This is a genomic window from Microbacterium esteraromaticum (genome assembly GCF_016907315.1).
In the GTDB taxonomy this organism is placed as follows: domain Bacteria; phylum Actinomycetota; class Actinomycetes; order Actinomycetales; family Microbacteriaceae; genus Microbacterium; species Microbacterium esteraromaticum.
Window position 1 is genome coordinate 313,855 of the sequence record NZ_JAFBBS010000001.1, and the last position, 17,734, is coordinate 331,588.

Annotated in this window: 15 protein-coding genes and 1 tRNA gene; 9 read left to right on the forward strand and 7 right to left on the reverse strand. The window is 68.6% G+C overall.

All coding sequences use genetic code 11. The features are described from left to right. Positions 1 to 53: 53 nt before the first annotated feature. A complete protein-coding gene (locus JOE67_RS01560) occupies positions 54 to 968 on the reverse strand; it encodes a heme o synthase (RefSeq protein WP_420827650.1) in 915 nt (304 codons plus the stop codon). 282 nt (positions 969 to 1,250) lie between these two features. On the opposite strand from JOE67_RS01560, the gene tkt reads away from it, so the two are divergent. The 6 genes from tkt to pgl are packed head-to-tail and all read left to right on the forward strand — an operon-like array spanning position 1,251 to position 9,379. Then, positions 1,251 to 3,350 (forward strand): transketolase, encoded by a 2,100-nt coding sequence (tkt, locus tag JOE67_RS01565; protein WP_204973796.1) that lies wholly within the window; start codon positions 1,251 to 1,253, stop codon positions 3,348 to 3,350. Between the two features lie 26 nt (positions 3,351 to 3,376). Then, complete coding sequence (gene tal / locus JOE67_RS01570; RefSeq protein ID WP_204973797.1) at positions 3,377 to 4,489, forward strand: transaldolase; 1,113 nt, start codon at positions 3,377 to 3,379, stop codon at positions 4,487 to 4,489. Continuing rightward, positions 4,486 to 6,084 (forward strand): glucose-6-phosphate isomerase, encoded by a 1,599-nt coding sequence (locus tag JOE67_RS01575; protein ID WP_204973798.1) that lies wholly within the window; start codon positions 4,486 to 4,488, stop codon positions 6,082 to 6,084. The genes tal and JOE67_RS01575 overlap by 4 nt, the downstream gene beginning before the upstream one ends. A gap of 34 nt (positions 6,085 to 6,118) precedes the next feature. After that, entirely contained in the window at positions 6,119 to 7,663 is a 1,545-nt protein-coding gene (zwf, locus tag JOE67_RS01580) for a glucose-6-phosphate dehydrogenase (RefSeq protein ID WP_204973799.1), read from the forward strand. Then, positions 7,660 to 8,595: a glucose-6-phosphate dehydrogenase assembly protein OpcA gene (locus JOE67_RS01585; RefSeq protein ID WP_204973800.1), complete on the forward strand. Its 936-nt coding sequence runs from the start codon at positions 7,660 to 7,662 to the stop codon at positions 8,593 to 8,595. The genes zwf and JOE67_RS01585 overlap by 4 nt, the downstream gene beginning before the upstream one ends. A 4-nt stretch (positions 8,596 to 8,599) precedes the next feature. Continuing rightward, entirely contained in the window at positions 8,600 to 9,379 is a 780-nt protein-coding gene (pgl, locus tag JOE67_RS01590; RefSeq protein WP_239527943.1) for a 6-phosphogluconolactonase, read from the forward strand. On the opposite strand, the gene JOE67_RS01595 is transcribed toward pgl, so the two are convergent. Next, a complete protein-coding gene (locus JOE67_RS01595; protein ID WP_338041459.1) occupies positions 9,373 to 10,359 on the reverse strand; it encodes a DMT family transporter in 987 nt (328 codons plus the stop codon). The genes pgl and JOE67_RS01595 overlap by 7 nt on opposite strands. 43 nt (positions 10,360 to 10,402) lie before the next feature. Here JOE67_RS01595 and def point away from each other — a divergent pair, with 43 nt between their 5' ends. Together def and JOE67_RS01605 are read left to right on the forward strand one after the other, a co-directional pair. Further along, positions 10,403 to 10,969: a peptide deformylase gene (gene def / locus JOE67_RS01600; RefSeq protein ID WP_204973801.1), complete on the forward strand. Its 567-nt coding sequence runs from the start codon at positions 10,403 to 10,405 to the stop codon at positions 10,967 to 10,969. An 86-nt stretch (positions 10,970 to 11,055) separates the two neighbouring features. Further along, complete coding sequence (locus JOE67_RS01605; protein WP_204973802.1) at positions 11,056 to 11,571, forward strand: septum formation family protein; 516 nt, start codon at positions 11,056 to 11,058, stop codon at positions 11,569 to 11,571. A 173-nt stretch (positions 11,572 to 11,744) separates the two neighbouring features. Here JOE67_RS01605 and JOE67_RS01610 read toward each other — a convergent pair. From JOE67_RS01610 to dusB, 5 genes are all read right to left on the reverse strand, one after another. Continuing rightward, a tRNA-Asn gene (locus tag JOE67_RS01610) sits at positions 11,745 to 11,820 on the reverse strand. Positions 11,821 to 11,915: 95 nt separating this feature from the next. Further along, positions 11,916 to 12,683, reverse strand: a complete 768-nt coding sequence (locus JOE67_RS01615; RefSeq protein ID WP_338041460.1) for an ATP-binding cassette domain-containing protein — start codon at positions 12,681 to 12,683, stop codon at positions 11,916 to 11,918. 35 nt (positions 12,684 to 12,718) lie between these two features. Further along, entirely contained in the window at positions 12,719 to 14,569 is a 1,851-nt protein-coding gene (dnaG, locus tag JOE67_RS01620) for a DNA primase (protein ID WP_204973804.1), read from the reverse strand. Further along, the gene (locus tag JOE67_RS01625; RefSeq protein ID WP_204973805.1) at positions 14,569 to 15,945 is read right to left on the reverse strand and encodes a deoxyguanosinetriphosphate triphosphohydrolase; all 1,377 of its coding nucleotides are present in this window, start codon (positions 15,943 to 15,945) and stop codon (positions 14,569 to 14,571) included. The genes dnaG and JOE67_RS01625 overlap by 1 nt, the downstream gene beginning before the upstream one ends. Then, entirely contained in the window at positions 15,935 to 17,122 is a 1,188-nt protein-coding gene (gene dusB / locus JOE67_RS01630; RefSeq protein ID WP_204973806.1) for a tRNA dihydrouridine synthase DusB, read from the reverse strand. Before dusB ends, JOE67_RS01625 begins: the two co-directional genes overlap by 11 nt. A 60-nt stretch (positions 17,123 to 17,182) precedes the next feature. On the opposite strand from dusB, the gene JOE67_RS01635 reads away from it, so the two are divergent. Continuing rightward, entirely contained in the window at positions 17,183 to 17,686 is a 504-nt protein-coding gene (locus JOE67_RS01635) for a glutathione peroxidase (protein ID WP_204973807.1), read from the forward strand. Positions 17,687 to 17,734: the final 48 nt, after the last annotated feature.

Consider the following 17,734-nt stretch of genomic DNA (forward strand, 5'->3'; position numbering starts at 1 on the left):
ACATGACAGTGGCCCCGCCGGATCGGCGGGGCCACTGTCATGAAGTCCGATGATCAGAACGGCAGCAGCGGGTCGACCGCGACGGCGAGGAAGATCAGCGTCAGGTAGGTGATCGATGCGTGGAACACGCGCATCGGGCGCGCCTCGCCGCCGTGCACGGCGCGGTTGTACAGGCGGTGCGACTCGTAGATGAACCAGCCGCCGAAGACGAGCGCCGAGACGGTGTACACCAGACCCATCTGGGCGACCGGCACGAGCAGCAGCGAGCAGGCGACGGTCGCCCACGCGTAGAGGATGACCTGCAGCCCGACCTGCGAGGCAGAGCGGGTCACCCCGAGCATCGGCACGTCGACGTCGTCGTAGTCGTCCTTGTACTTCATCGACAGCGGCCAGTAGTGCGGGGGCGTCCACAGGAACACGAGCACGAACAGCACGAAGGGCGGCCAGTCCAGCGATCCCGTGACCGCGCTCCAGCCGATGAGCACGGGGAAGCATCCGGCGATGCCGCCCCACACGATGTTCTGCTCGGTGCGACGCTTGAGGATCATCGTGTAGATCACGACGTAGAAGAAGATCGCGACGACCGAGAGCGTGGCTGCGAGCCAGTTGGTCGTGAGCAGAAGCCAGACGGTGGATGCCACGGCGAGCACCCAGGAGAAGACCAGGGCGCCCCGCGGCGACACCTCTCCCGTGACGAGCGGACGGTTCTCGGTGCGCTTCATGTGCACGTCGATGTCCCGGTCCAGGTACATGTTGAAGGATGCTGCGGATGAGGCGCTCATCGCACCGCCGATCACCGTCGCGATGACGAGCCAGATGTCGGGCATCCCGCCTTCGGCGAGGAACATCACCGGCACGGTGGAGACGAGCAGCAGCTCCAGCACACGGGGTTTGGTGAGGGCGATGTAACCGCGGATCCTCTGACCGAGCGAGTGATGAGTCGCGGCGGTCTGCGATGTCGTCGAGATCGCGATCCCCTCCTTATGCGTGCATGGCGGACGTCGTCCCAGTCTATGCCACTCGGCGTGTCGCACCGGGTGGCCCGAGAGTCCGCGGCGCAGTCGCTCCTCAACAGGCTGGAAAGCGATTTCCCTGACGCTGTGACCTCGCGCAACACACGCCGGACGACCGGGGGCACCCCGCTATGCTGAAACCCACTCGCGCACCCGCAGCTGTGCAGTTCCACTCCGTGACGACGCGGAAAGCGCAGGAATACGGGAGCCTCCGCAAGCGTCTGAAGGAGTATGGCCGTGGCAGAACTTCACTGGGATGAGATCGACCGACGTGCGGTGGACACCGCCCGAGTGCTCGCGGCCGACGCCGTCGAGAAGGTCGGCAACGGTCATCCCGGAACAGCGATGAGTCTCGCCCCTGCCGCGTACCTGCTGTACCAGCGCGTCATGCGTCATGATCCCGCCGACACCGACTGGCTCGGCCGCGACCGTTTCATCCTCTCGGTCGGCCACTCGTCGCTCACCCAGTACGTGCAGCTCTACCTCGGCGGCTTCGGACTCGAGCTCGAAGACCTGCAGTCGCTGCGCACCTGGGGATCGAAGACCCCTGGGCACCCCGAGTACGGTCACACGAAGGGCGTCGAGATCACCACCGGCCCCCTCGGCCAGGGCCTCGCCTCGGCCGTCGGCTTCGCCTACGCCGCGCGGTACGAGCGCGGTCTGTTCGACCCGGATGCCGCCCCGGGCACCAGCCCGTTCGACCACTTCGTCTACGTGATCGCGGGAGACGGCGACCTCCAGGAGGGCGTCACCAGCGAAGCGTCGTCGCTCGCCGGGCACCAGCAGCTCGGCAACCTCATCGCCATCTACGACTCCAACCAGATCTCGATCGAGGACGACACCGACGTCGCGTTCACCGAGGATGTCGCCGCGCGCTACGAGGCCTATGGCTGGCATGTGCAGACCGTCGACTGGAAGAAGACCGGCGAGTACGTCGAGGACGTGGCGGAGCTGCACGCCGCGATCGCCGCCGCGCAGGGCGAGCAGGCGAAGCCGTCGCTGATCATCCTGAGGACCATCATCGGCTGGCCGTCGCCCGGCAAGCAGAACACCGGCAAGATCCACGGCTCCGCGCTCGGCGCCGACGAGCTCGCCGCCACCAAGAAGGTGCTGGGCTTCGACCCCGAGCAGCACTTCGTCGTCGCCGACGACATCATCGCGCACACCCGCAAGCTCGGTGAGCGCGCCGCCGAGGCACGTGCCGAATGGCAGAAGTCGTTCGATGCATGGGCCGAGGCGAACCCCGAGCGCAAAGCGCTGCTCGACCGTCTCGAGGCGCACGAGCTGCCCGAAGGCATCGCCGACGCGCTGCCGGTCTTCGAAGCAGGCAAGGACGTCTCGACCCGCGCGGCCTCCGGCCAGGTCATCAACGCCCTCGCCGCAGAGCTCCCCGAGCTCTGGGGAGGTTCCGCCGACCTCGCGGAGTCGAATCTCACCACCATCAAGGACGCGCCGTCGTTCATCCCGGTCGAGTGGTCGACGCACGAGTGGAAGGGCAACCCCTACGGCCGCGTGCTGCACTTCGGCATCCGCGAGCACGCGATGGGCGCGATCGTCAACGGCATCGTCCTGCACGGACCGACCCGCGCGTTCGGCGGCACATTCCTCATCTTCAGCGACTACATGCGCCCCGCGGTGCGTCTGGCAGCGCTCATGAACGTGCCGAGCATCTTCGTCTGGACCCACGACTCCGTCGCTCTCGGCGAGGACGGCCCGACCCACCAGCCGATCGAGCAGCTCGCCTCCTTGCGTCTCATCCCCAACTTCACCGTCGTGCGCCCCGCCGACGCCAACGAGACCGCTGCCGCGTGGCTCGAGCTGCTGCGCCGCCACGGCGGCCCCGCGGGAATCGCGCTGACGCGTCAGAACATCGCGGTGTTCGAGCGCGGCGACGGCGAGGCATCCGGTGACACCTTCGCCTCTGCAGCCCACACGGCCAAGGGCGCATACGTGCTCGCAGAGGCGCCGGGCGGGACGCCCGACGTGATCCTCATCGCCACCGGCTCCGAGGTGCAGCTCGCCGTCGCCGCCCGCGAGACGCTGGCAGCCGAAGGTGTGAACGCCCGCGTGGTGTCCGCGCCGTCGCTGGAGTGGTTCGCCGAGCAGGACGAGGCGTACCGCGAGTCGGTGCTGCCGGCGTCGGTCACCGCCCGAGTCTCGGTCGAGGCCGGATCCGTCGCCAGCTGGCGCGGCATCGTCGGCGACCGCGGCCGCTCCGTCGGCATCGACCACTTCGGCGCGTCGGCCGACTACAAGACCCTGTTCGAGAAGTTCGGCGTCACCGCCGAGGCCGTCGTGGACGCCGCCCGCGAGACCATCGCCGCGTCAGCGCGCTGAACGACGCAGAAGGAGAACAAGACATCATGAGCACCCCCACCGAGAACCTCGCACAGGCCGGCGTCAGCATCTGGCTCGACGACCTGTCCCGCACCCGCATCAGCACCGGAAATCTGCAGCAGCTGATCGAGAGCCGCAACGTCGTCGGCGTCACGACCAACCCGACCATCTTCGCGACAGCCCTGATGGACCAGAACGACACCTCGTACGACGCGCAGACTCACGAGCTCGCCGTGGCAGGCGCCTCAGCGGAGGACGCCGTGTTCGCGGCCACCACGCAGGACGTCGCCGCCGCGCTCGACATCTTCCGTCCCGTGTGGGAGAAGACGAACCACGTCGACGGCCGCGTCTCGATCGAGGTGTCCCCCGACCTCGCGCACGACACCGAGGGAACCGTGGCCCAGGCCAAGCAGCTGTGGGAGAAGATCGACCGCCCCAACCTGCTGGTCAAGATCCCGGCCACGAAGGCCGGCCTTCCCGCCATCACCGAGGCGATCGCAGCAGGCATCAGCGTGAACGTCACGCTCATCTTCAGCCTCGAGCGCTACAACGACGTCATCGACGCGTACCTCGCTGGTCTCGAGGGCGCCAAGGAGGCGGGCATCGACCTCTCGACGATCCACTCGGTCGCGTCGTTCTTCGTGTCGCGCGTCGACACCGAGACCGACAAGCGACTGGTCGAGATCGGCACCGACGAGGCCCTGGCGCTCAAGAGCAAGGCCGGTCTCGCCAACGCGCGCCTCGCCTATGAGCTCTTCGAGAAGAAGTTCGCCGAGAAGCGGGCGCAGGACCTCATCGCCACTGGTGCCAACCTGCAGCGCCCGCTCTGGGCATCCACCGGCGTCAAGGACCCGAACCTCCCCGACACGCTCTACGTCACCCAGCTCGTCGCCCCCGGCGTCGTCAACACGATGCCCGAGAAGACGCTCGAGGCCACGTTCGACCACGGCGAGGTCACTGGGGACACGATCACCTCGACCTACGCCGAGTCGCACGAGGTCTTCGCCGGTCTCAAGGCCGTCGGCGTCGACTTCGACGACGTCACCCAGGTGCTCGAAGACGAGGGAGTCGCCAAGTTCATCGACTCGTGGCACGGTCTGCTCGCTCAGGTCGCAGAGGGCCTGGAAGCCGCACGATGACCGTCTCGGTGCACGTGTCGCATGCGGCGCAGCCCGCCGTCGACCAGGTCGTCGCAACGCTGGTCGGCGACCTCGTCGCGTCACGTGTCACCGCAGCGGACAGCGACCTCTGGGGTCCGGATGCCGCCGCCGAAGCAGCCATCAGACTCGGCTGGGTCGAGGCCGTCTCGAACTCGCGCCCGCTCGTCGCGGAGATCGTCGCGCTGCGCGATGACCTCCGCGCACGCGGAGTCGATCGCATCGTCCTCGCGGGCATGGGCGGATCCTCGCTCGCCCCCGAGGTCATCGCCAACACGGCGGGTGTGCCCCTGACGATCCTCGACAGCACCGCGCCCGCGCAGGTGCTGCGCGCGATAGACGACGACCTCGCGCGCACGGCGCTGGTCGTGTCGTCGAAGTCCGGATCGACGATCGAGACCGACTCTCAGCGCCGCGCGTTCGAGGCCGCCTTCAGCGACCTGGGAATCGACCCGGCAGAGCGCATCATCGTCGTCACCGATCCCGGCTCGCCGTTGGAGTCCTCGGCACGGGATGCCGGATACAGGGTCTTCACGGCCGACCCGAACGTCGGCGGACGGTACTCCGCACTCACCGCATTCGGGCTGGTACCCGCGGGCCTCGCCGGCGCCGACATCGGGGAGCTGCTCGACGAGGCAGAGGCCTCGCTGCTGCAGTTCGCCGTGGACTCCTCCGACAATCCGGCACTGCGGCTGGCAGCGGCGATCGTCGGCACCGCCCCCCGACACGACAAGCTCGGCCTGATCAGTGACGGCACCCACATCGAAGGACTGCCCGACTGGATCGAGCAGCTCGTCGCGGAGTCCACAGGCAAGGCGGGCACGGGAATCCTCCCCGTCGTGCTGCTGCCCGTCTCCCCCGAAGTCGACGCCCGGCCGGCCGACCTGCAGATCGTGCGTCTCGTCGACGACGCCGACGAGCTCCACCTGCGTCACCAGGGCGACATCCTCGTCAGCGGAACCCTCGGAGCGCAGTTCCTGCTCTGGGAGTATGCGACCGCGATCGCGGGTCACCTCCTGGGGATCAACCCGTTCGACCAGCCCGATGTCGAGGCAGCGAAGACCGCCGCGCGAGGCCTTCTCGACGCCAGACCCGAGGTCTCCGCGCCGGCGTTCATCGAGGAGGGCATCGAGGTGCGGGCATCCGACCCCGCTCTTCTCGCCGCCGGCACTCTCGCGGGCGTGCTCGATGCGCTCTGGGCCCGCCTCGGCGCCGACGGCTACGTCGCCATCCAGGCGTACGTCGACCGCACCGGCGTTCCCCAGCTGCGGGGGCTGCGAGAGATGGTGGCGGCCGACTCGGGCCGGCCGACGACCTTCGGATGGGGCCCGCGCTTCCTGCACTCGACCGGCCAGTATCATAAGGGCGGCCCCGCGCAGGGCGTGTACCTGCAGATCACCGAGCGCACCGACGTCGATCTCGAGGTCCCCGGACGCCCGTTCACCTTCGGGCAGCTGATCGAGGCGCAGGCCGCGGGTGACGCGGCCGTGCTCTCGGGCCTGGGCCGTCCCGTCGTCACCTTGACCATCACAGATGCCGTGGATGACGTGCTGGCGCTCTTCGAAGCCGCCCAGTGAGATCACCCGCACCACTTGGAGAACTCCCCCACCGATGACTGCCCCCGTCTCCCGCGGACACAACCCCCTCCGCGATCCCGATGATCGCCGTCTGAACCGCATCGCAGGGCCGAGTGCCCTTGTGATCTTCGGAGTGACCGGCGACCTGTCCCGCAAGAAGCTGATGCCGGCGGTCTACGACCTCGCCAATCGCGGCCTGCTGCCCCCCGGATTCGCTCTCGTCGGGTTCGCCCGGCGGGAATGGGAGGACCAGGACTTCGCCAAGGTCGTGTACGACGCCGTCCGCGAGCACGCCAGGACCGAGTTCCGCGAAGAGACGTGGCAGCAGCTGGTGCAGGGCATCCGCTTCGTGCAGGGCACCTTCGACGACGCCGACTCCTTCGCGCGTCTGCGCGAGACCATCGAGACGCTCGACGTCGAACGCGGCACCATGGGCAACCACGCCTTCTACCTCTCGATCCCCCCGAAGGACTTCCCCACGGTGGCGCGACAGCTGAAGGAATCCGGACTCGTCGGCGAGCACAGCGACGACGACAGCTGCTGGCGGCGCGTCGTGATCGAGAAGCCGTTCGGCGACGATCTCGAGTCGGCTCGAGCGCTGAACAGCGCGCTCGAGGTGGCCTTCCCCGCCGACTCGATCTTCCGCATCGACCACTACCTCGGCAAGGAGACGGTGCAGAACATCCTCGCGCTGCGCTTCGCCAACGAGCTGTACGAGCCGATCTGGAACCGCAATCACATCGACCACGTGCAGATCACCATGGCCGAGGACATCGGCGTGGGCGGACGAGCCGGGTACTACGACGGCATCGGGGCCGCGCGCGACGTCATCCAGAACCACCTGCTGCAGCTTCTCGCCCTGACCGCGATGGAGGAGCCGATCAGCCTCTCGGCCGAGCACCTGCGCGCCGAGAAGGAGAAGGTGCTCGGGGCCGTGCAGCTGCCAGACGACCTCTCGCTCGCCGCAGCGCGCGGCCAGTACGCCGGCGGATGGCAGGGCGGTGAGAAGGTGAACGGCTTCCTCGAAGAGGAGGGCATGAACCCGGAGTCGACCACCGAGACGTACGCGGCTCTCAAGCTCGAGATCGCCACTCGCCGCTGGGCCGGCGTTCCGTTCTACCTGCGCACGGGCAAGCGCCTCGGGCGCCGGGTCACCGAGATCGCCGTCGTCTTCAAGCGCGCCCCGCAGCACCTCATGGGCCGCTCGTCCGAGCTCGGCCAGAACGCCCTGGTCATCCGCGTGCAGCCGAACGAGGGCGTCACCATCCGGTTCGGCTCGAAGGTGCCCGGCGCAGGAGCCGAGGTGCGCGACGTGACCATGGACTTCGGCTACGGCCACGCGTTCACCGAGGCGAGCCCCGAGGCGTACGAGCGGCTCATTCTCGACGTCCTGCTGGGCGATCCCCCGCTGTTCCCTCGTCACGAGGAGGTCGAGCTGTCGTGGAAGATCCTCGACCCCATCGAGGAGTACTGGGCATCGCTCGACTCGCAGCCCGAGCAGTACGCACCAGGGTCCTGGGGGCCGGCGTCGGCCGATGACCTCCTCGCCCGCGACGGACGAGTCTGGAGACGCCCGTGATCATCGACATCCCCGACACGACCGTCAGTCAGGTCGCCAAGCAGCTCGTGAAGGTGCGCGAAGAGGGCGGCGCCGTCGCCCTCGGTCGCGTTCTGACGCTCATCATCGCGGCCCGCAACGGCGTCGCTGAAGAGGCCATCGAGGCGGCCAACGACGCTTCCCGTGAGCACCCCATGCGCGTGATCGTGCTGACCCTGGGCGACGGCGACGCTCGTCTCGACGCGCAGATCCGTGTCGGCGGGGACGCCGGTGCGAGCGAGGTCGTCGTGCTGCGTGCATACGGAGACGCCGCGAGTAACGCCGAGAGCCTGGTGACCGGTCTTCTTCTGCCCGATGCCCCGGTCGTCGCGTGGTGGCCGGATGAGGCGCCCCTCGACGCCGCCGACTCTCCGCTGGGCCGCATCGCGCAGCGCCGCATCACGGATGCCGCGACGTCACCCGACGTGCGCGACAGGCTCACTCTGCTGGGCAGCACGCATGCACCGGGCGACACCGATCTCGCCTGGACGCGCCTCACGCACTGGCGTGAGCAGCTCGCTGCCGTTCTCGATCAGCCCCCGTTCGAGAGCGTGACGGCTGCCGAGGTCAGGGGCGCCGCGGCGTCGCCGTCGACCGCACTGCTGGCCGCGTGGCTGCAGATGGCTCTCGACGTGCCGGTGACCTGGTCGTACGAGAACCCCGACGAGTGGCAGGAAGGCATCAAGTCGGTGCGACTGACGCGCGAGAGCGGCGACATCCTGCTCGAGCGTCCGTCGCCGAGCATCGCCGTGCTGACGCAGCCCGGTCAGCCCGATCACGAGCTGCACCTGCCACGGCGTACCCTGCGTGAGTGCCTCGCCGAGGAGCTGCGCCGCCTCGACGCCGATCTGCTCTATGGTCGAGTCATCACCGAGGGCTGGTCGCACCTCGGCCCGCCAGAGCAGAGAGCGTGATCGGATGAAGGTGCAGGGGACGATGAAGTCCGTCGTCGTCGAGGAGACCCCCGAAACTCTCGCCTCGCGCGTAGCCGACCGCTTCATCACCCGGCTCCAGGCGCGAACCCGCAACGGGCGCCTGGCGCACGTCTGCCTGACGGGCGGGTCGATGGGCGGCAAGGTGCTCGCAGCGACCGCACGCGATGCCCGCGCGGCCGATCTCGACTGGTCGCTTGTGCACTTCTGGTGGGGCGACGAGCGCTTCGTCGAGCGCGACGATCCCGATCGAAACTCGCTGCAGTCGCGCGCGGCCCTCCTCGACCACATCCCGGTGCCGGCCGAGAACATCCACGAGGTAGCAGCTCCGAGCGACGGTGTGACCCTCGACGAGGCCGCCGCGGCGTACGCAGCCGACCTGGCACGGTTCTCGAGCGACCACGGCGACTGGCCGTCGTTCGCGGTCTGCTTCCTCGGTGTCGGTCCCGACGGGCACATCGCATCGCTGTTCCCTGACCGCCCAGAGGTGACCGTCACCGACGTGGCCGCACTGCCCGTGCGCAACTCTCCCAAGCCACCGCCTGAGCGCGTCACCCTGACCCGCCCCGTGCTCAACTCGTCCAAGCGCGTCTGGCTCGTGCTGACGGGCGCAGACAAGGCATCCGCCCTGGGTCTTGCTCTCGCCGGAGCCAGCTACGCGAGCGTCCCCGCTGCAGGAGCGAAAGGTCGTCGTCGCACGATCTTCTTCGTCGACGAGGCCGCGGCGTCCGAGGTCTCGCCCGAGCTCATCGACCGGGACTACTGAGCGGAGCCCGGCTCGCTGCCGCGTCGGATGCCGAGCTCCTGGCTGTCGCTGAGCACCTGCGGGTGGTAGCGCGCGAGCCCGAACACTCCCCAGATGGCGATCGCACCGGCCACGGCGAACAGCACGAGCACCCACACGGGCGCCGCAGCCGCCTCGCCGAGGACAAGAGCGCCGATGAGCACGGCGACGATCGGATCGACCACGGTGAGTCCGGCGATCACCAGGTCCGGCGGGCCGGAGCTGTATGCCGTCTGCACGAAGTAGGCGCCCACCGCGGCGGCCGCGATGAGGGCGATCACGCACACCACGGTCAGCCACTCGAAGTCGCCCGCCTGGATGCGGCTGATGACCGCCTTCGCAAGCGTGGCGACGAAACCGTAGAGGATGCCGGCTCCCGTGACGTAGAACAGCGCGCGCATGCGACGACGGAGGATGAGCCAGCAGGTGCCGAGAACGATGATCACGACCAGAAGGATCGTCAGGATCATGAACAGGTCGTCGTTGCTGATCGGGCGCTCGGTCGCATAGAGCGCGGCGAGGATCACGAACAGGAAGATGCCGCCAAGGCACGCACCGATCGCGATCAACGACTGCCTGGTCGGGGTGTGCCCCGAGATGCGGGCGTTGAGCAGCGTCGTCACCACGAGCGCGATCGCGCCGAGCGGCTGCACGACGATCAGCGGAGCGATGGCGATCGCGCTGAGCTGGCACGCGATCGCGAGCCCCAACATGATCGTTCCGATGATCCACGAGGGTCTGGTGAGCAGCGCCCTGATCTGAGCGCCGCTGAGCCCGGTCGTGCCCTCGGTGCCGCTGAGCCGCTCGACCTTCTCGACCCCGCGATGCTGATACTGGGCGCCGAGCGACATGAAGACGGCGCCGGCCAGCGCGAGCGGGATTCCGAGCAGCAGAGCCGGGTTCTGGAAGACTCCGACCAGCTGATCGCTGACGTTCGCTGCGAACTCCACCCCATGATGCACCGTCTCACCCTACCTGGCACCGCGCTCCCATTAGGGTTGTGGCGTGGCTGTTCTTCCGATCCGCATCATGGGTGACCCTGTCCTGCACGCACGAGCGAGCGAGGTCGACGACGTGACCGACGAGATCCGCACCCTCGTCGCCGACATGTACCAGACCATGGACGTCGCGCCCGGCGTCGGCCTCGCGGCCCCCCAGGTCGGCGTGGGCCTTCGCATCTACGTGTACTCGTACGTCGATGACGATGACAACCCCTGGCGGGGCGAGATCATCAACCCCGTGCTCTGGATCGCGCCGATCGAGCCGGGGTCGCCGGATCCCGACGAGGAGTCGGAAGGCTGCCTGTCGTTCCCCGGCGAGCGATTCGCCCTGCGCCGATCCGATCGCGTCCTGGTCACCGGGAGCGACCTCGAGGGGCGCGACGTGCGCATCGAGGTGGACGGCTGGCGTGCGCGCATCATGCAGCACGAGTTCGATCACCTCGACGGCATTCTCTACGTCGATCGCCTTGACGACTCCGATTGGAAGACCGTTCAGAAGATCGCGCGCAAGCGCGGCTGGAACCGCGGCTCGCACAGCTGGATGCCAGGAGTCGACGACCTCGAGGGCTGACACCGACTTGCCGCGCGCCCTCGGGCGTCAGTACGGTCTGAGAGGCGGAATCCCGTCACCTCTCCCCTGCACTGGAGCGCTCTCCCATGTCACTTCGCTCGTCCCTTCGCCCTCTCGCCCTCACCGGGTCGGCCCTCGCGGCCGCTGTGCTGCTCAGCGGCTGCAGCATCCCCGCCAACGTCTTCAGCGGCGACGCTGAGCGCAATGAGAAGGGCGCTGTCACCGCCGACTCGAAGATCGACATCTTCGAGTTGAAGGTGGGTGACTGCAAGCTCGCCGACGACGCGTCGAGCACCGAGCTCAGCGACACCAACGTTGTGCCGTGCGATGACCCGCACGACGAGGAGATCTTCTACGAGTTCGACCTTCCCGAGGGCGATTTCCCTGCGGCCGATGTCGTGGAGAAGACCGTCTGGGAGACGTGCGATCCGCAGTTCGAGGCATTCGTCGGCCTCAGCGAGGCGGACTCGACGCTGACCTACGCGTACTTCTCGCCCACCAAGGATGGCTGGGAGCAGCTCGACGACCGCACGATCCAGTGCGTGCTCTTCAGCGAGGAGGGCACTCCGCTCGAGGGGTCCGCCAAGGGCACCAAGATCTGAGCCGCACCGGCGCGCGGTCGCCGGGAATCACGGACGATCCGGTGTGTCGGGGCGCGAGCCTGCACCGACACACCGGATGCCGGGCATCCGGTCCGATGTCTCCGGCAGGCGCGCTCGGCAGCTCTGCGCGCATACGACGAAACCCCGCCACGAGGGCGGGGTTTCGAGGGGATTGGCTCCCCGGCTTGGACTCGAACCAAGAACCTGCCGGTTAACAGCCGGCTGCTCTGCCAATTGAGCTACCGAGGATCATTCGGTCGCTGCCCGCTGCGCGGGCAACTCCCCCAGCTTAGCAAACTCCGCGGGCACTGCCGAACACGGACGGCACCCCGGGCGTGGCGCGGTCAGGGTGCCAGATCGGTCTCGGCGTTGGGTGCCCAGATCAGGTCAGACCCGATACCCCTGGCGACCACGTGGCCCGTCTTGAGCAACAGCGTCTCGGCGTCGAGCTCGCGGATGAAGGCGGCATCGTTCGTCACCAGCAGCGCCGCCATCGCGCGCTCGGTGCGGCGGCGGGTGATCGCGTCGAACACGACCGGCCGTACCTCCAGGTCGAGGTTCGAGAGGGGCTCGTCGGCGATCAGCACGTGCGGCTCGAGCATGAGAGCCCTGGCGATCGCGACGCGTTGCCGCATGCCCGCGCTCAGCTCGTACGGGAACTTCGATGCGAGGCCGAGCGGCAGGTGCAGCTCGTCGAGCAGAGACGCCACACGGATCGCCAGCGCCCTGCCGTTGACCTTCTTCTCGCGCGACGTGATGGGTTCCGAGATCGCCTCCCCGACGGTGAGCCGCGGTGGCAGCGATGCCCCCGCGCTCTGCGGGAGGTGACCGGTGAGCGCCGTGAGAGTGCGTCGCCTACGGCCGGGCCTGCGGATGTTCACGCCGCAGACCGTCGCACGGCCGCCGGCGACCTTCAGTGACGCATCGCCCATGCCGGCGAGTGCAGTCACCAGGGTGGACTTGCCAGAGCCTGTGGCCCCGCCGATGCACATCAGCTCCCCGGGCTTGAGCGCGAAGGTGACGCCGTCGACCGCGCGGGTCGTCCCACCGTGACCGATCCTGTCGATGACCAGGTCGTGGCAGTCGATCGCGAACTCGCTGTCGGCAGGCATACCGTCCATCCTGCCCGCTCAGCGCCCGAATGCGCTCAGGACTCGGCGAACCTGAGCCGCTCGGCGTCCACATCACGCAGCCGCATGCGCAGCGCACGCCCGCCGTCGGAGTCGGCGGGAACCCGCTGCACGGCACCAAGAAGCTCCTGCTTCTCGCGTTCGATCGCCCTCAGGATCAGGCGGCGGCAGAGGTCGACGGACGAGGCGAGAGCACCTTCGTCGTCCCGGGCGGGGAACGGCATCATCAGCAGCTCGCCCGCGAGGCTTCGATACGGCTCGCGCACGGCATCCGCGGCAGCCGTCGCCCAGCCGACGCGGGTGCGGTCGGAGACGGATGCGACGGCGTCGCGCACAGCCTCCAGCGCCGGATGCCGGAAGGGCTCGTTCAGCGCGCGCGCCAGCGTCTGCTGGTCGAGGCGGTGTCCGTACTGCAGCACGCCCATCAGGGCGTCGCGCTCGAGCGCGACCTCGGGGGTACGCGGCAGGTCGGCCAGGCGCACGCGGCTGATCGCCTCCCCGCCGTCGGCGGGAGCGTTCTGCTGGCGCAGCACGGGCTGCTCGCGCTGGCCCTTCGCGGCTCGCTGCACCTGCTGGTGCACGGCGGTGGGATCCATGCCGAGCCGTCGTGCGAGCACGCGCTCATAGCCGGGGCGCAACAGCTCATCGCGGATCTCGGCGACGATCGGAGCGGCTGCCCGCAGCGCGCCGACCTGGCCTTCCACGGTCGCGAGATCGTAGCCCGCGAGCTTGCGGTCGATCGCGAACTCGAACATCGGCACCTTGGCGTCCATCAGACCCCGCACCGCGGCATCCCCCCGCTGCAGACGCAGATCGCAGGGGTCGAGTCCGTCCGGCGCGACGGCGACGAAGGTCTGCGCGGTGAAGCGCGAGTCCTCTGAGAACGCGCGCAGCGCGGCCTTCTGCCCCGCCTCGTCGCCGTCGAACGTGAAGACGACCTCGCCGGCGGCGGAGTCGTCGCCCATGACGCGCCGCAGCACCTTGATGTGCTCGGCCCCGAAGGCCGTACCGCAGGTGGCGATCGCGGTGGTCACACCCGCGAGGTGACAGGCCATCACGTCGGTGTATCCCTCGACGACGACGACGCGACGCGGGTCCCCCCTGCTGATGTCGCGCTTGGCCAGATCGAGGCCGTACAGCACCTGGGCCTTCTTGTAGATCGGCGTCTCGGGGGTGTTCAGGTACTTCGGGCCCTGATCGTCGTCGTACAGCTTGCGCGCGCCGAAGCCGATGGTCTGCCCTGTGACGTCGCGGATCGGCCATACGACCCGGCCACGGAACCGGTCGTACACGCCCCGCTGGCCGGCCGAGACGAGGCCTGCGGCCGTGAGCTCCTCACGGGTGAATCCCTTGGCGGTGAGGGCCTTCAGCATGTTGTCCCAGCCGCGTGGAGCGTACCCGACTCCGAAGTGCGCCGCGGCACCCGCGTCGAAACCGCGTTCGCCGAGGAAGCGTCTGGCGCTCTCGGCCTCAGGGCTGAGCAGCTGCGAACGGAAGTACTCACCCGCGGCCGTGTTCGCGGCATACAGCCGGCTGCGCCCGCTGGTCTCGGGGGCGGCGCCGCCGTCTTCGTAGTGCAGCGAGTAGCCCACGCGCGCCGCGAGTCGTTCGACCGCCTCCGTGAAGCTGACGTGGTCCATCTCGCGCAGGAACGAGTAGACGTCGCCCGAGGCCCCGCAGCCGAAGCAGTGGTAATAGCCGACCTGAGGCCTGACGTGGAAGCTCGGGCTCTTCTCGTCGTGGAACGGGCACAGTCCCTTGAGCGATCCGACGCCCGCCGACTTCAGCGCGACGCGCTCACCGACGATGTCGGCGATGTTCGTGCGGGTCTTCACCTCTTCGACGTCTGCCTGCAGGATGCGGGGCATCAGAGCACCCCTTCGGCGACCACCCGGGATTCTGCGCGGCGCTGCACACCCGGACGCGCATGACGCGGACTCCAGATGCCCACTTCGGCCGGATCGATCTCGCCGACCAGGCGGTTGTGCCAGTCCACGGCCGTCTGGTCCGTGAGGCTGGCGATCTGATCGACGACCACGCGGGCACGCTGGGCGTCGGTGCCTGCGGCGAGGAAGTCCGCCGAGAACGCGGGCTCGAGCACGTCGGCGCCGGCCGACCACAGCGCGTCGGTCGACCAGAGGGCGTCGGCGAGGCGGTGCAGTACCCGACGCTGCTCTTTGTAGACGCCCTTCCTGGCGTCTATCGTCACGATCGCCTGCCCCATGATGCCCTTGAGCACGGCGATCTCGGTCTCGACCTCGCGCGGGATGACGACGTGCGCGCTGTATCGGGCAAGGGTCTCGCCGGGGTACGCGGCTCTGGTCGCCGCGACCGAGCCGCGTGCGAAGCGGCCGATCATGTCGCTGGTCAGGTTCTTCAGGCGGGCGAGGTCGCGACGCGAACGGTCGAACGACCGCATCCACATCGTCTCGCGGGTGAGACGGTACAGCGCGTCGGCCAGCTCATCGCGGGTGTAGTCATATCCGACCCACTGCTGGATGCGCCCGACGAGCGGATGGTGCTCGACCGGGTCCGAGAGCTGGGCGACATCGACGTAGCCGTTGACGATCGCGTCCTCGAAGTCGTGCACCGAGTAGGCGATGTCGACGGAGAGATCCATGATCTCGGCCTCGATGCAGCGCTCGCGGCCGGGTGCGCCCTCGCGCATCCATCGGAAGACCGGCTCGTCTTCAGGATAGACGCCGAACTTCAGGCGCCCTCCCGGGTCGGGCACGGGCTCGTCGACCGTCCAGGGATACTTGCACGTCGCATCCAGGCTGGCTCGTGTGAGGTTCAGCCCGACGGAGTGATCGCCGTCGTCGAGCACCTTGGCCTCGAGGCGCGTCAGGATGCGCAGAGACTGGGCGTTGCCCTCGAAGCCGCCGATATCCTCCGCCCACTCGTTCAGCGCCCGCTCGCCGTTATGGCCGAACGGCGGATGCCCGAGGTCGTGGCTGAGGCAGGCCGTATCGACCACATCGGCCGAGACTCCCAGCGCGCTGGCCAGTTCACGGCCGACCTGGGCGACCTCGAGCGAGTGCGTGAGCCGGTTGCGGGCGAAGTCCGCTGTGCTGGCGGGGCTCAGCACCTGCGTTTTGGCAGCCAGACGGCGGAGGGCGGCCGAGTGCAGCACGCGTGCACGATCGCGTGAGAAGTCGTCTCTCTCGGAGCGATGGGTCTCGGCGAAGAAGCGTTCGGCGTCGTGGGCGCGGTAGCCGCGGGCGGGAGACGGGTCAGCCGCCATCGTTCTCGGTCTCCGCTCCGCGCATCATGTCGCCGACGCCCTCACCGAGCTCGCGCGAGTCGAGCCAGCCTTCCGGCAGGGCCGTGCGCTTGGGCGAGCCGGCACGACCGCGCTGCCCCTCGGCACCCGCGCCCGGATAGGGCGCGTCGCCGATGGTGCCGAGCAGGTCGTCGATCTCCTGCAGCGTCGACGCCCGGGCGAGCGCCGCGCGCAGCTCGCCGCCGACCGGGTAGCCCTTGAAGTACCAGGCGACGTGCTTGCGGATGTCCTTGCAGCCTCGGTCCTCGTCCTCGAAGAACTCGACGAGCAGCTCGGCATGCCGTCGGAAGGCGTCCTTGACGAAACCGAGGGTCGCGTCGACGACCGGGCGCTGGCCGGCGGCGGAGGACTGAGGTCCGAGCGCTGCGGCGAGCTCGCCGAAGAGCCACGGGCGCCCCAGGCATCCGCGTCCGACGACGACGCCGTCGCAGCCGGTCTCGTCCATCATCCGCACGGCGTCGTCCGCCGACCAGATGTCACCGTTGCCCAGCACGGGGATGCTCGTCACGGCCTGCTTGAGCTCGCCGATGGCGCTCCAGTCGGCGTGCCCCGAGTAGTACTCCGACGCGGTGCGCGCGTGCAGGGCGACAGCGGCGGCACCGGCGTCCTCCGCGGCGCGACCGGCGTCGAGGAAGGTCAGATGGTCCTTGTTGATGCCTTTGCGCATCTTCACGGTGAGCGGCACGTCGCCCGCCGCGGTGACCGCGCGCTGCACGATCTCGGAGAACAGTCCGATCTTCCACGGCAGCGCCGCTCCCCCGCCCTTGCGCGTGACCTTGGGCACGGGGCAGCCGAAGTTCAGGTCGATGTGATCGGCCTTGTCCTCGGCCACGATGATGCCCACGGCCTCTGCGATCGTCGCTGGGTCGACACCGTACAGCTGGATCGATCGAGGTGTCTCGCTCTCGTGATGCTGGATGAGCCGCATCGTGATCGCGTTGCGCTCGACGAGAGCCCTCGAGGTGATCATCTCGCTGACGTAGAGACCTGCGCCGTACTCGCGGCAGAGCCGTCGGAACGCGGTGTTGGTGATGCCCGCCATCGGGGCGAGCACGACCGGGGTGTCGAGTTCGATCGGGCCGATGCGCAGCGCCGGAGTCGGAGCGGCTGCGATGGCGGAGTCAGTTACCAGAGTCATGTCCTGTCCATTCTCCCAGACACCGGCCGGGCGCGGGCGCAGCCGATCTAGGCTGTGCACATGACCGATCCGACCCTGCGACAGATCCCCTTCACCGACGCCACCGGCGCCGAGAAGACACTCGACGACGTCGGTGCCGACGTCGTGCTGATCGTGAACGTCGCCTCGAAGTGCGGGCTCACACCGCAGTACACGCAGCTCGAGGAGCTGCAGCGCCGATTCGGGGAGCGAGGCTTCAGCGTGATCGGCTTCCCCTGCAACCAGTTCTTCGGGCAGGAGCCGGGTTCGCTGGACGAGATCCTGGAGTTCTGCTCCACCTCGTACGGCGTGACGTTCCCCGTGAACGACAAGGTGAAGGTCAACGGGCGCAGCGCGCACGAGCTGTACAAGGCGCTGAAGCAGACCCCTGATGCCGCTGGAAGAGCCGGACGGGTGGAGTGGAACTTCGAGAAGTTCCTCGTCGACGCCGATGGCGCGGTGCAGCGATTCCGTCCGAAGCAGAAGCCGGACGACCCCGAGATCGTCGCCGCGATCGAGGCAGCGCTGGCAGACGTCGACCGCTGACGCGAATCGTTCACCCCGACCCGCCCGGCCCCGGCGCGGCTCGTTCAC